15 protein-coding genes are annotated in these 17,917 nt (G+C 70.2%); 10 read left to right on the forward strand and 5 right to left on the reverse strand.

Annotated features, from left to right (window positions below; genetic code table 11):
- Positions 1 to 116: 116 nt before the first annotated feature.
- Genes ACSC1Q_RS10405 through ACSC1Q_RS10425 form a run of 5 tightly spaced genes read left to right on the forward strand, consistent with a single transcriptional unit; the run spans position 117 to position 8,212 of the window.
- Positions 117 to 1,379: a glycosyltransferase family 2 protein gene (locus ACSC1Q_RS10405; protein WP_436758456.1), complete on the forward strand. Its 1,263-nt coding sequence runs from the start codon at positions 117 to 119 to the stop codon at positions 1,377 to 1,379.
- 1 nt (position 1,380) lies between these two features.
- Positions 1,381 to 3,690 carry a right-handed parallel beta-helix repeat-containing protein gene (locus ACSC1Q_RS10410; RefSeq protein WP_436758457.1) on the forward strand — a complete coding sequence of 770 codons (2,310 nt, stop codon included), beginning with the start codon at positions 1,381 to 1,383 and terminating at the stop codon, positions 3,688 to 3,690.
- Positions 3,687 to 5,645: a right-handed parallel beta-helix repeat-containing protein gene (locus tag ACSC1Q_RS10415; RefSeq protein ID WP_436758458.1), complete on the forward strand. Its 1,959-nt coding sequence runs from the start codon at positions 3,687 to 3,689 to the stop codon at positions 5,643 to 5,645. Before ACSC1Q_RS10410 ends, ACSC1Q_RS10415 begins: the two co-directional genes overlap by 4 nt.
- Positions 5,646 to 5,648: 3 nt before the next feature.
- Positions 5,649 to 6,842, forward strand: a complete 1,194-nt coding sequence (locus ACSC1Q_RS10420) for a NosD domain-containing protein (protein WP_436758459.1) — start codon at positions 5,649 to 5,651, stop codon at positions 6,840 to 6,842.
- 38 nt (positions 6,843 to 6,880) lie between these two features.
- Positions 6,881 to 8,212: a UDP-glucose dehydrogenase family protein gene (locus tag ACSC1Q_RS10425; RefSeq protein ID WP_436758460.1), complete on the forward strand. Its 1,332-nt coding sequence runs from the start codon at positions 6,881 to 6,883 to the stop codon at positions 8,210 to 8,212.
- 423 nt (positions 8,213 to 8,635) lie between these two features.
- Here ACSC1Q_RS10425 and ACSC1Q_RS10430 read toward each other — a convergent pair whose 3' ends face one another.
- From ACSC1Q_RS10430 to ACSC1Q_RS10445, 4 genes are all read right to left on the reverse strand, one after another.
- The gene (locus tag ACSC1Q_RS10430; protein ID WP_436758461.1) at positions 8,636 to 9,322 is read right to left on the reverse strand and encodes an SDR family NAD(P)-dependent oxidoreductase; all 687 of its coding nucleotides are present in this window, start codon (positions 9,320 to 9,322) and stop codon (positions 8,636 to 8,638) included.
- 96 nt (positions 9,323 to 9,418) lie between these two features.
- Positions 9,419 to 9,811: an ester cyclase gene (locus ACSC1Q_RS10435; RefSeq protein ID WP_436758462.1), complete on the reverse strand. Its 393-nt coding sequence runs from the start codon at positions 9,809 to 9,811 to the stop codon at positions 9,419 to 9,421.
- A gap of 250 nt (positions 9,812 to 10,061) precedes the next feature.
- Complete coding sequence (locus ACSC1Q_RS10440; protein WP_436758463.1) at positions 10,062 to 10,670, reverse strand: TetR/AcrR family transcriptional regulator; 609 nt, start codon at positions 10,668 to 10,670, stop codon at positions 10,062 to 10,064.
- A gap of 171 nt (positions 10,671 to 10,841) precedes the next feature.
- A complete protein-coding gene (locus ACSC1Q_RS10445; RefSeq protein WP_436758464.1) occupies positions 10,842 to 11,222 on the reverse strand; it encodes a winged helix-turn-helix transcriptional regulator in 381 nt (126 codons plus the stop codon).
- Between the two features lie 128 nt (positions 11,223 to 11,350).
- On the opposite strand from ACSC1Q_RS10445, the gene ACSC1Q_RS10450 reads away from it, so the two are divergent.
- From ACSC1Q_RS10450 to ACSC1Q_RS10460, 3 genes are all read left to right on the forward strand, one after another.
- Complete coding sequence (locus ACSC1Q_RS10450; RefSeq protein WP_436758465.1) at positions 11,351 to 11,755, forward strand: RidA family protein; 405 nt, start codon at positions 11,351 to 11,353, stop codon at positions 11,753 to 11,755.
- Positions 11,756 to 11,769: 14 nt separating this feature from the next.
- A complete protein-coding gene (locus ACSC1Q_RS10455; protein ID WP_436758466.1) occupies positions 11,770 to 11,922 on the forward strand; it encodes a hypothetical protein in 153 nt (50 codons plus the stop codon).
- Positions 11,923 to 12,084: 162 nt separating this feature from the next.
- Complete coding sequence (locus tag ACSC1Q_RS10460) at positions 12,085 to 13,008, forward strand: hypothetical protein (protein WP_436758467.1); 924 nt, start codon at positions 12,085 to 12,087, stop codon at positions 13,006 to 13,008.
- 358 nt (positions 13,009 to 13,366) lie between these two features.
- On the opposite strand, the gene ACSC1Q_RS10465 is transcribed toward ACSC1Q_RS10460, so the two are convergent.
- Entirely contained in the window at positions 13,367 to 14,470 is a 1,104-nt protein-coding gene (locus ACSC1Q_RS10465; RefSeq protein ID WP_436758468.1) for a GlxA family transcriptional regulator, read from the reverse strand.
- Between the two features lie 139 nt (positions 14,471 to 14,609).
- Here ACSC1Q_RS10465 and ACSC1Q_RS10470 point away from each other — a divergent pair, with 139 nt between their 5' ends.
- The gene (locus ACSC1Q_RS10470; protein WP_436758815.1) at positions 14,610 to 15,539 is read left to right on the forward strand and encodes an NADP-dependent oxidoreductase; all 930 of its coding nucleotides are present in this window, start codon (positions 14,610 to 14,612) and stop codon (positions 15,537 to 15,539) included.
- A gap of 737 nt (positions 15,540 to 16,276) precedes the next feature.
- The gene (locus ACSC1Q_RS10475; RefSeq protein ID WP_436758469.1) at positions 16,277 to 17,875 is read left to right on the forward strand and encodes an alpha/beta hydrolase; all 1,599 of its coding nucleotides are present in this window, start codon (positions 16,277 to 16,279) and stop codon (positions 17,873 to 17,875) included.
- Positions 17,876 to 17,917: the final 42 nt, after the last annotated feature.

Consider the following 17,917-nt stretch of genomic DNA (forward strand, 5'->3'; position numbering starts at 1 on the left):
GTAACGGTTGTACCGTTCCAAGATACTTGGCCAATGTTGGCCCAGTAATGTCCTGGTCCATCAGCTAAGGGGTCTTTCCCCATGGGCATGTTGGGACGATTCGCCCAGGAGGATCAGTGGCGTCAGTTGTCGATTGGTTTGATGCTGCCTATGAATGGATCGTCCGCTCCAGCGCCAACGGGACATGGCGAGACCTGATCCCGTTGGGCCTGGCCGGCCTGCTCGTCTGGGGCCTGTGGATCTACCGGGTAGTGCTTTCCCGGCTGGCCAAGCCGATCGTGAACGGTTACCGGACCACGGTCTCCGTGGTCGTACCCTCCTACCGGGAGGACGCCGAGATCCTGGTGCGCTGCCTGGCCAGCTGGCTGTCCCAGGATCCGCAAGAAGTGATCATCGTGGTGGACGTCGCGGACACCGAGTGCCACGCCAAGCTCCGCGAGGTGACGGACCCCCGGTTGCGCGTCCTGATCTTCGAGCACTCGGGCAAGCGTTCCGCGCTCGGGGTGGGCATCCGGGCGGCCCAGGGTGAGGTCGTGGTCTTCGCCGACTCCGACACCTGGTGGCAGCCCGGCCTGCTCGCCGCCGTGCAGATGCCCTTCGAGGACCCGGCGGTCGGCGGGGTCGGCACCCAGCAGAACGTGTTCCAGCGGACCAGCAGCGTCTGGCGGCGCATCGCGGACTGGCTGGTCAACCTGCGCTACTACGACTACGTACCGGCGATGGGCAGCAGGGGCGGGGTGGCCTGCCTGTCCGGCCGGACCGCCGCCTACCGGCGCGAGGCCATCCTCCCGGTCCTCACCCACCTGGAGAACGAGTTCTTCCTCGGCCGCCGGTGCATCGCCGGCGACGACGGCCGGCTCACCTGGCTGGTCCTCGCCTCCGGGTACAAGACCGTGCACCAGTCCTCGGCCCGCGCCATCTCGATGTTCCCCGACTCCTTCCGCGCCTTCGTCAAGCAGCGCGTCCGGTGGAGCCGCAACTCCTACCGCTGCTACCTGACCGCGCTGTGGAAGGGCTGGCTGTGGAAGACCCCGCTGGTCACCAAGGTGACCGTGCTCCAGATCCTGCTCACCCCGGTGACCATGGGCGTCACGCTCGCCTACCTGTTCTTCAGCAGGCTTGAGCTCACCCCGATGGGCATCGGCCTCGCCGTCGGCTGGCTGCTCCTCGGCCGGGGCGTCCGCGGCTGGTCCCACCTGCGCCGCCACCCCGCGGAGATCCTGCTGCTCCCGCTGCTCTGCCTGGTGGTCATCATGATCGCGCTGCCGATCAAGCTGTACGCGTTCGTGACGATGAACAAGCAGGGCTGGCTCACCCGTACCTCCGACCAGGTGGGCGGGGCGGGTCAGAGCGCCGCCACGCTCAAGGGACTGGCCTGAGATGGCGCGCTCCGCTCCTGTCCTGCTGGGCGCCGCGGTGCTGGCGCTCGGGCTCGCGGCCGGACCCGCGGCCGCCCTCTCGTCCCCCCAGCCGGGTAACTCCGAGCCGATCTCGAATCCCAACCCGTCTCCGACGGGCAGCTCGGCTCCGGACGACAACCCGTTCCTGAACACCCCGCGCCCCGAAGAGGAGGAGGAGCCCCCCGCCGAGGACGAACCTCCTCCGAAGAACACCCCGCCTCCGAAGCCCGACCCGACCAGGACCGTCAAGCCGACCCCGACGACCGGCCCGAGCCAGACGGCCAGGCCGGTCACGAGAGGCGGTTCGCAGCCGACCACCGGCCCGGCTCCGACGGCGGACCCGACCACGGAGGAATCCCCGGCCCTGGTCGAAGACGCGATCATGGCGGACGACGCGATCCTGGAGGCGGGCACCCTCACCGCGGGCGACGCCGAGGCGCAGGCGACCCTGGTGGACGTCGAGGACCAGCGGATCATCCAGACCCGCGCCGCCCTCACGGCCATGCTGCAGACCGGCGGCATCATGGCCGCCCAGCGCAAGCAGCCCCAGGTCTTCGTGTCGGCGCACGGCAGGACGCTGGTGCTGCCCGCGCGCAACACCGAGACCCCGTACACCCTCAAGGACCTCGCGGGCGTGGAGAAGGGCCGGTACCTGCGGCGGCTGAAGGACGGCTCCTACCTGCTCGGCGTCCAGGTCTTCGTGGCCGACGGGGCGCGTCTGCAGTTGCGCGGCCCGCTGACGCTGCGGATGGGCAGCCTGCCCGGTTCGTTCAGCTCGATCATCGCGTTCGGCGGCGACATCGAGATCAAGGGCACCGCCAAGAGGCCGGTGCGGATCACCAGCTGGGACGTACGCACCCAGAAGCCCGACCTGACCACGACCGACGGCCGCGCCTACATCCGGGCGGTCGGCGGCGAGTTCGAGATGACCCACACGCAGGTCTCCCACCTGGGATTCTGGAGCGGCCGTACCGGGGGCATCGCGCTCACCGGCACCGAGCGTCCGGCCAGCGTCTACCGGCACCGGACGAAGGACCAGCGCCACCAGGACAAGCAGGAACGGCTGGCGAACACCAAGCGGGGCGAGCGGGGTGGGAGCAACTTCGGCGACGTGGAGACCATCCCGATCGGCCCAGGCACCGCCTCGCACGTGCTCGCCGACGAGCTGGTGTCCGGGTCGATCAAGAACAGCGTCATCACCGGCGACGCCTACGGGATCTTCGTCTCCGGCTCGAACCAGACGCAGATCATCAACAACAAGATCAGAAACAGCCTGGTGCACGGCGTGTTCATGCACCGGTTCGCCAAGAACGCGACGATCGAGGCGACCGAGGTGACCGGCAGCGGCGGCGACGGTTTCGTGCTGTCACGGGCGACCGAGAAGGTGAAGGTCGTCGACTGCCTCGCCGCCCGGAACAAGCGCAACGGCTTCACGCTCAACGGGCGGGCGCTCGCGAGCGGCCCGTCCGCGAGCGGCGAGTCGCTCGCCGTCTACGGCGACAGCTCGGTCAGCAACAGCACCGCCCGCGACAACGGGAGGTACGGCGTCGAGGTGCTCGGCGGCAGCAGGCTGGCCGTGCAGACCAGCGAGATCGTCGGCGGTGACATGGGCATCGTGGTGCGCGAGGGCGCCAGCGGGGTCCAGATCTCCGGCAACAGACTGACGGACCAGCGCCGCCAGGCGATCGCGCTGCGCGACGGGGCGACCGGCGCCCACGTGGCCGGCAACACGATCACCGGGACCGTCACCGGGATCTACCTGCGCAACTCCACGGGCATGGTCGTCGGGAACAAGATCACGACCAAGCCGAACCCCAAGGCCCACGGGATCACCGTGGTCGGCGACGCCACCGGTTCCGAGATCACCCGCAACACCGTCATCGGTGCGGGGACGAGCGCGATCAGCGTCGCGCGGGCCGCCGACACGGTGAACAAGCACAACAACGACGAGGACCAGTGGAACGACACCTCGTCGTTCTGGGTCAAGGCCAAGCGCTACGTCAAGCCCATGAACGTGATCTGGGCCGCGGTCATCCTCCTGGTGGTCGTGTCGGCGATCCGGTCCCGCGGCGTCCTCGAACGGCGGCAACGCCGCACCGAGATCCGCAACCCCTACGCGCAGCAGAAGCTGCTCGCCGAGGGGCGGTTCCAGCTGCTGCGCCGCGCCGCGCCGCCCCCGCCGGACCCCTTCGAGACCGTGCCGGATCCCTTCGCGCCCGCCGGACCTTCCTCGCGGCGCCGGCAGGCGTCGATGCACACCGACTCGGCCCCCGTGGGAGGCAGGGGATGAGCCGCCCGCGCAGGCGGAGGGGCCGCACCCTCCTCATGGTCCTCGTCCTGGTCCTGTCCGCGACCGGCACCTGGGCGTACCTCTCCTACTTCGACCGCCCCGCCCCGGCCCCGGGTGTCAACGAGGTGTCCGCGGCGGAGGCCCAGCAGCAGTCGGCCCTGGTCGACCAGGAAGACCTGCGGATCATGCAGACCCGCGCGACGCTGTCCTCGGCGATAGCACGGGGCGGGCCCGCCGCCGCGCGATCCCGCGTGCCGCACATCTCCAGCTCGGCCAACGGCCAGACGCTCGTGCTGCCGCAGCGCCGCGACCCGTACCGGATCGCCGACCTGGAACGCCTCGGCCAGGAGCACTTCCAGAAGCAGTCGGACGGCTCCTACGTGCTCGGCATCAACCTGTTCGCCGGCCCGGGAGCCAAGCTGGTGCTCCAGAACGCGACCGGCCCGCTGGTGATCCGGATGCGCAGCGACCCGGGCGCCTTCGTCTCGATCGTGAGCTTCGGCGCGAACATCCGGATCAACGGCTCGGCACGCAACCCGGTGCGGATAACGAGCTGGGACGCGCACGCGCGGACGGCCGACACCAAGGTCTCCGACGGGCGCGCCTACCTGCGCGTGGTCGGCGGGGAGCTCACGATGAGCCACGCGCTGGTGGAGCACCTCGGATTCTGGAGCGGCCCGACCGGCGGGCTCGCGCTGACCGGCAGCGACCGGCCGATCCGGACCGCGGACCTGGTGACCACCGCCGCCGCCACCACCGCGACCCCCGCGGTCCCGCGCTCGTCGTCCACCCCGAAGCCGACGCCGACCGGCTCCCAGCAGCGGGCGCTCCTGCCCAACGGCCTCCTCGTGCCGAGCAGGGGCGGCAACAACGAGATCGAGATCACCAACGGGGCGGGCCGGGGCAGGGTCGCCTACCGGCTGCCCGAGGCCAACCTGGTCACCGGTGACATCACCAACACCAAGATCACCGGCAACGCGTACGGGATCTTCATCACGGCCTCCAACGAGACCCGGATCATCGACGTCTCGGTCACCGGGAGCCTGGTCCACGGGATCCTGCTGCACCGGTTCGCGCGCAACGCCTCCATCGAGAACACCACCGTGACCGACAGCAGGGGCGACGGTTTCGTCCTGTCCAGGGGCACGCAGAACGTCACCATCACCGGCTCGGAGGCCACCGGCAACGAGGGCAACGGCTTCACCATCAGCGGCCTGCCGCTGGCCCGGGGGCCCTCGGCGTCCGGGGAGTCGCTGCGCAGTTTCGGCGGCAGCTCGGTGACCAGCAGCACGGCGCGGGACAACGGCCGCTACGGCGTGGAGATCCAGGGCGGCGACAAGCTCGTCGTGCAGACCACCGAGGTGATCGGCGGGGAGATGGGCATCGTGGTGAGCCAGGACGCCACCGGGGTCCGGCTCTCCGGCAACCGCCTCACCGGCCAGCGCAGCCAGGGAATCGCGCTCCGCGACGGGGTTCGGGGGGCCCGGATCAGCGGCAACATCGTCCGGGACACCCAGACCGCGATCTACCTGCGCAACTCCGAGGCCACCGTCTCCGCCAACACCGTCGAGTCCGCCTCGCTGCACGCGATCTCACTGCTCGGCACGTCCCAGGGCACCAGGGTCACCGGGAACACCCTGGGCGGCGCCGGCCGCAGCGCGCTCGACACGAGCAGGGTGAAGGGGGTCGCGACCGTCACGCAGAACAACACCACCGGCTGGCAGGACACCGCCGGCTTCTGGACGACGGTCAAGCGGATCGCCAAGCCGATGAACCTGATCTGGCTGGGCGTGATCTCCCTGATCGTGCTCTCCGCGCTGCGGGCACTGCGCGGCGACGGCCCGCGGGTCGGCCACCGGTTCGTTCACCCATACGAGAAGCAGACGCTGCTGGAAGAGCGACCGGCCCGGCTCCTGGAGTCAGCCGCCGCCCAGCCGCCGGCGGAGAGGAGCTGAGCGATGCGCCTGACCATCGACATCGACAGGAAGACCCTGGTGGGGATGCTGGCCGGGGCGGTCATCACGGTGATCGTCGTGGTGCTGCTGCGCGGGATCTTCGGCGGTACGGAGAACTCGGGCACCCCGATCGAGGACATCCGGCCGAAGAGCGCGGACGCGCCGGCCTCGCAGCTGTCGGAGGATCCGCCGGAGCAGTCGTCGGGCTCGGGGAACGACACCTCGCGGGTGGAGGATAGGGATGACGTGGAGGAGTTCGTCGCGACGCAGGAGCCGCCCGACATCGCCGTCCCCCTCGGCAAAGGGGTGATCGACTGCCCCGAGGCCACGGTGACCGTCGAGGACGCCGCCGGCCTCGCCGATGCCCTGGAGTCGGCCGAGCCGGGCGCGGTGATCAAGCTGGAGCCCGGCGTCTACAGCGGCCGGTTCGTCGCGGCGGTCTCGGGGACGGAGAACGAACCGATCTTCATCTGCGGCCCGCCCGAGGCGATCGTCGACGGCGGCGGGGTCAAGGAGGGCTACGCCCTCCACCTCAACGAGGTCAGCCACGTGCGGCTGGTCGGCTTCACCGTCCGCAACAGCCAGAAGGGGGTGATGGCCGACCGCACCACCAACACGATCATCCAGCAGCTGGCCGTCCACCACATCGGGGACGAGGCGATCCACCTGCGCAACTTCAGCACCGACAACACCGTCCAGTACAACATGATCTACGGGACCGGCCTGCGCAGGGAGAAGTTCGGGGAGGGCGTCTACCTCGGCACCGCGGAGAGCAACTGGGCGGAGTACTCCGGCGGGCAGATGGACCGCAGCGATCGCAACACCGTACGCGGCAACGTCATCCGGGCCACCGCCGAGGCGATCGACATCAAGGAGGGCACCTCCGGCGGCCACATCCTCGGCAACGTCTTCGACGGTTCCAACCTCGGCGGCTCCAAGCACAACGACTCCTGGGTCGACGTCAAGGGCAACGGCTACCTCATCCAGGGCAACACCGGTAGCGGCACCAACGAGGACGGCTTCCAGACCCACAAGATCGTGAACGGCTGGGGAACCGGCAACGTGTTCCGGGCCAACATCATCGATCTTGGCAATTCAGGCGGTTTCGGTATCAACGACACGGCCGGCGGAAACAAGATCGCCTGTGACAACAAGGTCACCGGCGGCGCGCTTTCCAAGACCGCTGTCTGCTCCTGAACACGACCCCTAGGACAAGTAGATAAGGAAAGACGGACATGGGCGAAGCCGAGCTCCCACGACTGACGGTGATCGGAACCGGCTACCTCGGGGCGACGCACGCGGTTTGTATGGCGTCACTGGGGTACGACGTGGTCGGTCTCGACGTGGACAGCAAGAAGATCGAAAGGCTGCAGGCCGGAGAGGTCCCGTTCTTCGAGCCCGGCCTGCCCGAGCTGCTGGGCAAGGCCCTGGAGTCGGGCCGGCTCCGGTTCACCACCTCCTACGAGGAGGCCGCCGCGCACGGCGACATCCACTTCGTCTGCGTCGGCACCCCCCAGCAACCGGGCTCCGACGCCTGCGACCTGACCTACGTCGACGCCGCGATCAGCAACCTGGCACCCCACCTGACCCGGCGCTGTCTGGTGGTCGGCAAGTCGACCGTCCCGGTGAACACCGCCGCCCGCCTGGCCGGCCTGCTGCACGAGCTGGCCCCGGCGGGAGAGGAGGTGGAGCTGGCCTGGAACCCGGAGTTCCTGCGGGAGGGCTTCGCGGTCGACGACACGCTCAAGCCCGACCGGCTCGTGTTCGGCGTCACCTCGGAATGGGCGCACGAGCGGCTGGCCGCGGCGTTCCAGCCGATCCTCGACCTCGGCACCCCGGTGGTGGTCACCGACCTGGCCACCGCGGAGCTCGTCAAGGTGGCCGCCAACTCGTTCCTGGCCACCAAGATCTCCTACATCAACGCGATGGCCGAGGTCTGCGAGGCCACCGGCGCCGACGTCCGCGACCTGGCCAAGGCCCTCGCCTACGACGACCGGATCGGCGGCCGGTTCCTCCAGCCCGGCCTGGGCTTCGGCGGCGGCTGCCTGCCCAAGGACATCCGCGCCTTCGCGCACCGGGCGGAGGAGATCGGCGTCGGCCAGGCCGTGTCCTTCCTCCGCGAGGTCGACGCGATCAACAGGCGCCGCCGTTCCCGGACCATCGACCTGGTCAGGGAACTGCTCGGCGGCCAGCTCGCCGGCAAGAGGGTCGCCTGCCTGGGAGCGGCCTTCAAGCCCAACTCCGACGACATCAGGGACGCCCCGGCCCTGGACGTGGCCCGGACCATGCACGGTCTGGGCGCCAACGTCCGGGTGTACGACCCGGCCGCACTGGACAACGCGCGCCGCACCTACCCGGAGCTCAGGTACGGCACGAGCGCCCTGGACGTGGCCCAGGACGCGGACGTGGTGGTCCTGCTCACCGAGTGGGCCGAATTCCGCGAGGTCGAGCCCTCGGCTCTGGCGAAGGTGGTCAAACACACCCGCATCGTGGACGGCCGTCACGCACTCGACGCGACCGTCTGGCGCGCGGCGGGCTGGGAGTACCGGGCCCTGGGCTGCCCCTGACCGGTCACCACCCGCTCTCGAACGATGCCGAACGTGGCCGTACAGCCGGGACACCGGCGGGTACGGCCACGTCTCGGCCGTCCGGCCCGCGCCGAGCGCGGAAGGCCAGTCCGCGCCATTCCTTGATCCGGTTGACGCAGCGTTCGGCCGTGTCGCGCTGCTCGTAGAGCTCTGGATCATGGCTGACCGGGCGGCCGCCACGGGAGCCGCGGTTCTTGCGGTTGGCCGCCTGGTCGGTCTTTTCGGATGACGGCCTTTCCGTGTCCGACCACGTCACGGAAGTATCGGATACGGATGGCCGCGCCGCCTCTCCGAATCCTGCCGAGGTGAACGTCGTCCGAAGCGGTGCGCGGGCGTGCCACCCCTCGCACGCGCACCACCGACGAGCACATGTTCACTCGCCGGACCACGCCCGCGTGGTGACTACCAGGGCAGTTCTCCGTTCTCGTCCTGAAAGGTCCCCGTCGAGCCGTCCACGCCGAGAGTGGCCAGGCGTACGACGGCTCTGGCGCTCTCCTCCGGCGATCTTCCGATCCCGAAGGCCGCGGTCATGTCGGTGGCCGTGGTGCCGGGCTCCAGTGCGTTGAACTTGATGCCGGGCTGGGACTTGGCGTACTGCACCGTCAGCATGGTCGCCGCCGCCTTGGACGCGGAGTAGAGCGCCAGCGGCAGGTGGAACTCGGGCCGGTCGGGGTTGGTGACCGCCCAGAACGATCCGGCGCTGCTCGATACGGTGACCACGGTGGGGTTCGAGGATTCGCGCAGCAAGGGGAGCGCCGCCTCTGTGACGCGTACGATTCCCACCGCGTTGGTGTCGAACACCCGCAGGGCCGCGGGACCGTCGAGGGGTTCGTTCCCGAGGACGCCCGCGTTGTGCACCAGGACGTCGAGCCGTCCCTCGGCCGCGCCGATCGTCGCCAGCGCGTCGCCCACCGAGGCGTCGTCGGTCACGTCGAGCCGCACGAACCGTGCGCCGAGGGCGGCCGCGGCCTTCTCGCCCCGCTCGATGTCGCGCGCACCGATGTAGACGGTGTGCCCCAGTCCCAGAAGTTGCCTGGCGGTCTCGAAACCGATGCCCTTGTTGGCTCCGGTGATCAGTGTGACGGTCATGCGTTTCCTCTCGAAGTGTGTGGCCCGAGTGGACCGTTGGGGGCGACTGCTCTCCACGTCGCCGACGCCGAGGGGCACGTCGCCGGCGCCGAGGGGTCAGCCGGTGAGCTGCCGAAGGAGTTCGCCGGCGTCGTGCAGGGCCGTCATGTGCACGAACCGCCCGTCGCGCACCTGGTAGATGGCGTACTCGGTGATCTCGAACGAGGCGCCGGTGGGTGCCACCCCGAGCCACTCCTTGACCGGCGTGCCCGTGTTGACCAGCCGCGCGGCCAGGCGGTCGCCGTCGAAGAGCAGTTCCTTAAGCTCCCAGTGCAGGTCCGGAACCGCGTCCACGTCGGCCTTCTGCACGGCGAGGAGGTCGTCACGGGTGGCGGGCTCACCGTTCAACGTGGTCCGGTCGTCGATGAACTCGTCCATCTGATCGAACCTGTGGGCGTTGAGCTCACCGATGTAGCGCAGGTAGAACCCGCGCAGATCACTGTCGGACATCAGATGCCCCTTTCCGCGTGGCGGTCGTACGGCACCGGACAAGGCGATCCCGGTGCTTTTCGGAAGTCCCATGGAAGCCGACCTGCGCCAACTTCCGCATCGATCGATGCGAAAGTCCAACGTAGCACATTTCGCATCGATCACTTCAGAATGATGCGGACCCGTGGGGACCCGTGGTCAACCGTCACGCGGAACCGGCCGGGGCGGCTCGTGAACGCCGGGAGGCGTCACACGGAACACCGGGCGATTCTCAGCGGGGTGGCCAGCTGCGCAGGGCGGCGTCGGCCATGTCCTGGAGTTCGTCGCGGCCGACGCCGCCGGCGGCCTGCACGGCGATGCCGTAGGCCAGGGCGGTGACGTAGCGGGCGAGCAGTGCCGGGTCGGCGTCCGGCGGCAGGTCGCCGGCGTCAACGGCTCGCTCGAACCGTTCCCGGATGCGGCGGTAGCCGCTGTCGCGCCACGCGACGAGGAGGTCGCGCGCCCCACTGCCGGAGTCGCCGGTGGCCAGGGCGCCCTGAACGCCCAGGCACCCGTTGGGGCCGGTCGGGCGGGTGGTGGTCCGGACAGTGCCGGCGAGGATCGCGGTGACGACGCCGAGGGCGGTCGGCCGCTCCAGGGCTCGGGCCAGATAGGCGCTCGGGCCCTCGGTGTAGCGCTCCAGGGCTTTACGGAAGAGCTCCTCCTTGTTGCCGAAGGTGGCGTACATGCTGGTGGTGGAGATGCCCATCGCGCCGGTCAGGGTGGCCAGGCTGGCCCCCTCGTAGCCCTGCTCCCAGAACACCAGCAGGGCGCGCTCAAGTGCCGCGTCGGCGTCGAATCCCCGCGGTCGGCCGGTTGGGCGGCGCTGCCTGGTCTCCATCTTCGCAGTTTACCCATTCCGCAGCGATCGATGCGGAACGTGCCTCCCTCACGCTCCCGCCGCCGCCTCGCTCGTGCCGCTTGGGCGGGTCACCCAGGAGCGTTCCGGCATCCTCTTCGGCGTCGACCTTCCGGGGCACGCTCCTCGTCCCCGTCCACTTGAACCGGGCCGTCAGGCGTCGAAGCGCCGGCGGGCGGTCTCGACGTGGCCGAAGTAGTGGTGGGTCCAGCCGCAGATGAGATCGACCGTCGCGCGCAGGGCCTGGCCCGGCTCGGTGAGGGTGTACTCGACCCGGGGCGGCACGGTGGGATACACCGTCCGCTCGGCCAGGCCGTTGCGCTCCAGCATGCGCAGGTTCTGGGTGAGCATCTTGTGGCTGATGCCCTCGACCTCGTCGCGCAGCTCGCCGAAGCGCAGGGTGCGCTCACCGAGAGCCTCGATGATGAGCAGCGCCCACTTGTTGGCGACGTCCGAGAAGATCTCCCGCGCCAGGGAGTCCGCGCGCCTGAGGTCCGCTTCGTCGGCCGTGCCCGCGAACTGCTTGGTCACCATGAGGTTCCCCAGTCTCTAAAAAGTGCGTTCTTCCATGTCAGCGGACACTCTCCTATGGTTTCCGAGTAACCGCAAGAGAGCACGGGGGCCCTCTTGCGTCTCGATCACACAACCGATCAGGAGATCTCATGGCTGTTTCACTCATCAACCCCGGCGGGCACGTCCAGGTCCCGCTCTACCACCACGTCGCGGTGGCGAGGGGAAGCGGGCAGGTCCACATCGCCGGACAGGTCGCCTGGAACGAGAACGGCGAACTCGTGGCACCGGGCGACCTCGCCGGGCAGGTCACCCAGGTCTACCGCAACGTCGCCAAAGCGCTGGACGCGGCCGGAGCGACGTTTCACGACGTCGTCCGCGTCACGTGGTACGCCGCGGGCTGGAAGAGAGAGATGTACGACGCCTTCAACGCGGGCGTCGAGCAGGCGGCCCGCGAGTTCGACATCGCCACGCCACCGGCCGCGCTGATCGGGGTGGACGTGCTTTTCGAGCCCGGCATCCTCATCGAGGCCGAAGTCACCGCGATCATCGACTGAAGCGGTCACACCAGGTGCGAGGAGCGGGGTACCCGATCCCCGCCCTGGCGCCCGGCACCCGCGAGCGCAGCGCCCTCGTCCTGGCCGTCCTGGCCGTCCTGGCCGGCGTCGCCGCCACCGCCAACCGGCCGGCGACGCCGACGGTGAAGGCGCCCCGGTGCGGGTGAGCCTGCCCGGGTCCGACGGTCCGGGGCGGTGCCCAGTACGGCAGACACACTGTCTGCGCCGTTCTGTCACGTCTACAGTGTTCTTTGCTCCATTGCTCCACTGAACTGCTGGCCGGCGCGCGCCCCCGCCGTGGCGACGTGCGCCTTCGCGGACGGAGAAGGATGAGCACCTCTGCAGACACCACCTGGCGCCGCTGGCGCGCCCGCTTCGCGGTTCTGGCCGCGCTGACGGCGACCCTGCTGACCGGAACGCTGCCGGCCGCCGCCGAGCCCCCGTTCGATCCCGGCATCGACCGCAGGCCGTACCAGCCCGGTCCCATGCTGGTGAACCCGGGCGCGGGGGGGAACACCGCCAACTCCTACGGGTTCAACCTGGTAAGGGTGGGGGGTCTCAACAACCCGGCCTACTACGAGCTGCAGGAGAGCTACACCGTGCGGCTTTACTTCAACTACCGCGGCTCCACCGACTCCGCGACGAAGGACAAGGAGCGGCACTGGATCCAGGGGCTCGACGACGTCATGTCCACGATGGTGCTGGAGACCAACAAGTGGGTCGGCGGCCGGCTGGAGTACGACAGCTACGACGGCGAGACCTGGCCCGGTAGCCACGGGGACCGGGAGATCGCCATCGTGTTCGCCAACATCCCCGCCACGGGCATCGCCTCGCCGTCCTCACACCTGGACGACCGGGGGGCGGTCTACGACGGCGGGCTGATCCGCCTCACCGCCTCCGACGCCTGGACCGGACTGGTCGACGACAGCGAGGACGGCGACCGCTGGTCCCGGTACGCGATGGCGATCCCGGTCATGCACGAGATCGGCCACACGCTCGGCCTGGCCCACTACAACACCCCGTTCCGCGGCGACAACACGCTGATGTCATCCGTGCGCGTCGCCGACGACGTCTCCAGCTGGAACGACGTGTGGACCCCCGGCGACAAGGCCGGCCTGATGAACATGGCCGGCTGGCGCACCCGGGCGACCCAGTGCGCGAACACCGGCTCATGCCAGCAGATCTGGGCGAAGGACGACCCGCTCGCCTGGCCGCCCCAGCCACCGGACCACACTTACGACCGCGTTCCCTGAGGCGTGCCGCGCCGGGCGTTCCCCGCTCGCCCGGCATCACGCACATGACCGGGTCTCGCCGGGCAGGAAACCCTCACGCCCGTCCCACGAGGTCAGCGGGTGGACATGCCGCCCCCCGGGGGTGAGGGCAAGCGCGGCCGAGGTAGGACGCCTCGCAGCTCACACTGGAGGAAATCCTCACCGCCTCACCGCCTCACCGCCTCACCGCCTGGGCGGCATCGGCTTCTCGTGATCGGGGGGTGGCGTTCGATGTCTCCGGGGCGCTCAGCGAGGGGTCCCGAGTCCGTCACAGTGCCGCATCTCGCACCACGCGAGTCTCAGCGGCAGGGCAGGCCCGCTCTTGCGTGAGAACAACCTCTCAGCGCCCAGGTCCCGATGCCTCCCTGACGTCGCCCGCGGCCGGATCCGAGACGCGGAAGGTGCGCCGGTACGCCGATGGGGCGACCCCCGTCTCCGCTGCCAGGTGCCGCCGCAGCGAGGTGGCGGTGGCGAAGCCGACCTCGTGGGCGACCCGTTCCACCGGCAGGTCGCTGGACTCCAACAGGTGCCGCGCCCGCCTCAGCCGCTGCTGGGTCAGCCAGCGGCCGGGGCTCAGACCGGTCTCCTGCCGGAAGCGTCGGGCGAAGGTGCGGGTGCTCATCGCCGCGTGCGCGGCCAACTCCTCCAGCGACAGCGGCAGTTCCAGCCGCCGCAGCGCCCAGTCGCGGGTCGGTCCTGTGCCGGTTTCGCTCGCCGGCGGCAGCGGCCGCTCGATGTACTGCGCCTGCCCGCCGTCCCGGTACGGCGGCACGACGCAGCGGCGGGCGACCTGGTTGGCGACCTCGCTGCCGTGGTCCTGGCGCACCAGGTGCAGGCAGATGTCGACACCGCTCGCCGCCCCCGCGGAGGTCAGTACGTCACCGTGGTCGACGAAGAGCACGCCGGCATCCAGCTCGACCCGGGGGAACAGTTCCTGGAAGATGTCGGTGAGCTCCCAGTGGGTGGTGGCTCGGCGTCCGTCCAGGAGCCCGGCGGCGGCCAGCAGGAAAGCGCCGGTGCAGATGGACACCAGGCGGGTGCCGGGGCGGACACGGGACAGGGCGGCCAGGGCCTGCGGGTCCGGGGCGGCGGCCGAGGCCGGCGAGATCCCGTACGGAGGGATGATCACGGTGTCCGCCTCGGCCAGCACCTCGGGACCGTGCCCGGGGGTGACGGTCAGGTCCGCGTCGGTACGTACGGGCTGCCCGTCCACGCTCGCGGACAGCACCTCGTAGCGGCCGTCGGCGGATCCCAGGACCCGGTGTGGGATGCCGAGTTCGAAGGGGTAGACGCCGTTGAGGGCGAGAACGACGACCTTGTGCGCGTCGTGCCGCGGGGCCGGGTCCAGTTCGGCCGCGCGATCAGCGAGGTCACGGGCCCGAGCGGGCGCGACGGACGCTGGGAGGGCGCGGGGAACGCGGTGGGCGGCAGGGGCGATGGACATGGCAGGAATGTATCGGAGGCTGACCTTCTTGCCATCGTCCCGGGCTGGACCGCGGGGCCAGGATCGAGGTATGACCCCGACGGACACCCCTGACAACCTCAGCTCCCCGGGCCCCGCTGCCCCGCACAGCGTTCCTGTGATGCTCGCCCTGCGCCAGACGGCCCTCGGCGGCCCCGAGGTTCTGCGTTTGACCGAGCTTCCGCGGCCCGCGCCCGGACCCGGGGAGATCCTCGTCGCCGTGCACGCGGCCGGACTCAACCCCACGGACGTCAAGCACCGCGCCCTGAGTGTTTTCCTGCCACCCCCGCCGCTGATCCTCGGTTGGGACGTCTCCGGCACCGTGGTGGAGACCGGCCTGGGCGTCACCCTCTTCCAGCCCGGTGACGAGGTGTTCGGCATGCTGCCCTACCCGTATGGGGCCGGCTCCCACGCCGAGTACGTGGCCGGTCCCACCCGCGCCTTCGTCGCCAAGCCCACCGGGATCGACCACATCCAGGCGGCCGCTCTGCCGCTGGCCGCACTCACCGCCTGGCAGGCCCTCGTCGAGACCGCGGGCCTGCGGGCCGGGCAGCGGGTGCTGATCCACGCCGCGGCCGGCGGTGTCGGTCACCTCGCCGTACAGATCGCCAAGGAACGCCGGGCTCACGTCACCGGGACGGCGAGCGCCCCCAAACACGCCTTCCTGCGCGAGCTCGGCGCCGATGCCTGCGTCGACCACCGTTCCGAGGACTTCACCGACACCGAGGAGCGCTACGACGTCGTCCTCGACGCCCTCGGCGGGGAGACCGCCACCCGCTCCGTGGGCGTGCTCCGCCCTGGCGGCGTCCTCGTCTCCCTGGTGCCGGGCGCCGAGGACACCCGAGCCGCGGCCGAGAAGGCACGGGTCCGCGCCGTCACCCTGATCGTCGAGCACGACCAGGCCGGGATGCGTGCCATCGCCGACCTCGTCGACCGGGGCAGGCTCCGCGCCCACGTCTCCGCCACCTTCCCCCTCGCCGAAGGCGCCTGGGCCCACGTTCTGGGGGAGACGGGCCGCACCACGGGCAAGCTGGTCATCACCGTGCGCTGAGGCGGATGGCTCCGGCGCAGGCGGTGGACGTCTCCCGTGCCGAGCGTGCTCCGACGGTCCGCGCCCACGCCTCAAGAGGGGAGAGGGCTCCCGGCGCCTCAAGACGGCAGGGAGCTCGAACCGGACGCCCCTCCCGCGGCCGGGGCTCCATCGGGCCGTCGGTGTGCAGCGGCGTCGCACCTGCCGGGCGTCGAGCTCGACGGCCTCGAAGCCGGCGCCACCCCATGCCCTCCACAGGCGCACGTCCAGCCAACCGTAAAGATCCAGCTCAGCAGCGGTGTGACGGCTCATCGCGGAGTTCTTGACGGCACCCCTCGTCGATCGTGTTGCCCGGCGGTTTCCCGGTGTCGTGGCGGCCCGCGCCGGCGAGCGAGGCGTGGACCAGGTGCCGCACACCGGCGGCGTGTGCCGCGTCGGCGACATTCCGACCCCCTGGACCACCGAACCCGCAGGAACCTGACCAGCGGGCAAGGCACGTGGAGCGCCCGGCGCGTGGAAACGCGCATGCCGGGTGCGGCGGGCGGCCCGGGGAAACCCACCGGGAGTGATCACGGCAGGGCGCCCCGGTCCGCCCCGGCCCGACACCCCGGCTCCGTTCATGAGCTCGCCATGAGGGCGAGGCGTTGACCTTGTTCCGAGAACATGGTTTTTCCTGTCAGACGGCCATCACTTCGAAGAGGCGTCGCGGGCCATCCATATCCGATACCTCCACGACTTGTTCGAGAGAAGACCTCAACGTGAGCAGAACGACGAACAACGCGGGCCATCCGCCCCTTCGACGATTCGGTATCGCGAGTCTCGGCCTGCTGGCCTGCGCGGCTTCGGTCGTGGCCTGCGGGCCTGGAGAGAAGGAGGGGGCGGCTCCCACCAAGAGCGCGTCCGCCACCGCCGCGCTGGAGCAGTACCACGCCCAGAAGCTGGAATGGACGGGATGCGCCGACTTCGCCACCAGCGAGCGCGAGGCGGAGATCCTCAAAGAGGCTCCGGCCAAGTGCGCGTGGCTGAAAGTGCCACTCGACTACGACGATCCCCAGGGCGCCGCCACGTCCGTCGCGGTCCTGCGCGTCGCCGCCCGCGGAGAGTCGCGGGGTTCACTGCTCTTCAACCCCGGCGGTCCCGGCGGCTCCGGTGTCCTCGGCCCTCTGGCCGTCACCGGCGCGCTGGCGAGGAGCCGCATCACCGAGAGCTTCGACGTGATCGGCTTCGACCCGCGCGGTGTCGGCGCCACCAAGCCCGCGGCCGACTGCTGGTCCGAGGACGGCACGACCCGGGGAGACAAGGTGTTCCCGTTGCTCCCCACGAACGCCGCGCTGACGCAGGAGGACACCCGCGCGGTGCTCAAGCGCTGCGCCGACGGGTCCGGGGGCGTGAAGGCGCTCACGCAGATGGGTTCGCGCACGACCGCCCGGGACATGGACGTGCTGCGGACGGCGCTCGGTGAGGAGAAGCTGAACTTCCTCGGCCAGAGCTACGGCACCCGCCTGGGAACGGTGTACGCGGAGCAGTTCCCGCGGCGGGTGCGGGCGATGATCCTCGACGGCGCCTTCGACCCTCGCCTGGGGACGGTCGAGCGGCGGCTCTCGGCGTACGGGGGCTTCCAGCAGACCTTCGAGGCGATGGCGGCCACCTGCGCCAAGGACGCGAAGTGCCCGCTGGGGACCGACCCGAAGGCGTGGACGTCGAGGTTCCAGGCGATCGTCCAGCCGCTGCGGGACAAGCCCGTTCCCGCCGCCGACCAGGAGCTCGACTTCGACAAGGCGCTCGGCGGTGTGATGGCGGGTCTGTACGCCCCGGAGAAGTGGCCCGCCGTCGTGAGCGGTCTCGCGGAGGTGCGGCGGGGGCGTGGCGACAAGCTGCTGGAGTTGATGGCCGACACCGAGGGCGGCGACGCCGAAACCCTGGTGAACGGCAATGTCACCGAGGCGATGTTCGCGATCAACTGCATGGACGAGCAACGCCTCACCCCGAAGGACATCGCGCGGCTGCGCACGAAGACCTACGAGATCGCCCCCTTCATGAATCCCGGCGGGGATGTCACGGAGGGCGCCCGCGACGGGTGCGAGTTCTGGCCGGCCCCGCCGACCCTCGGCATCCCGTACGCGCAGAATGTCGAAGACCTGCCCGAAACTCTCGTCGTCTCGATCACCGGGGACCCCACCACCCCCCACAAGGGCGCCATCAGCCTCGCCGACACCCTCGGCAGCTCCCTGCTGACCGTCAAGGGCGAGGGGCACACGATCGTCTCCTCCGGGAAGAACACCTGCGTCGACCAGATCGCCGCGGACTACCTCATCGATCTCAAGCTGCCGGCCAAGATGCCCACCTGTTCCAACTGAACCCGGCGGCATGGCGATCAAGCCGACGGCACGAACCATGAC

Origin of the sequence: Streptosporangium heterodermiicola (assembly GCF_051390675.1) — a bacterium.
Lineage (GTDB): Bacteria > Actinomycetota > Actinomycetes > Streptosporangiales > Streptosporangiaceae > Streptosporangium.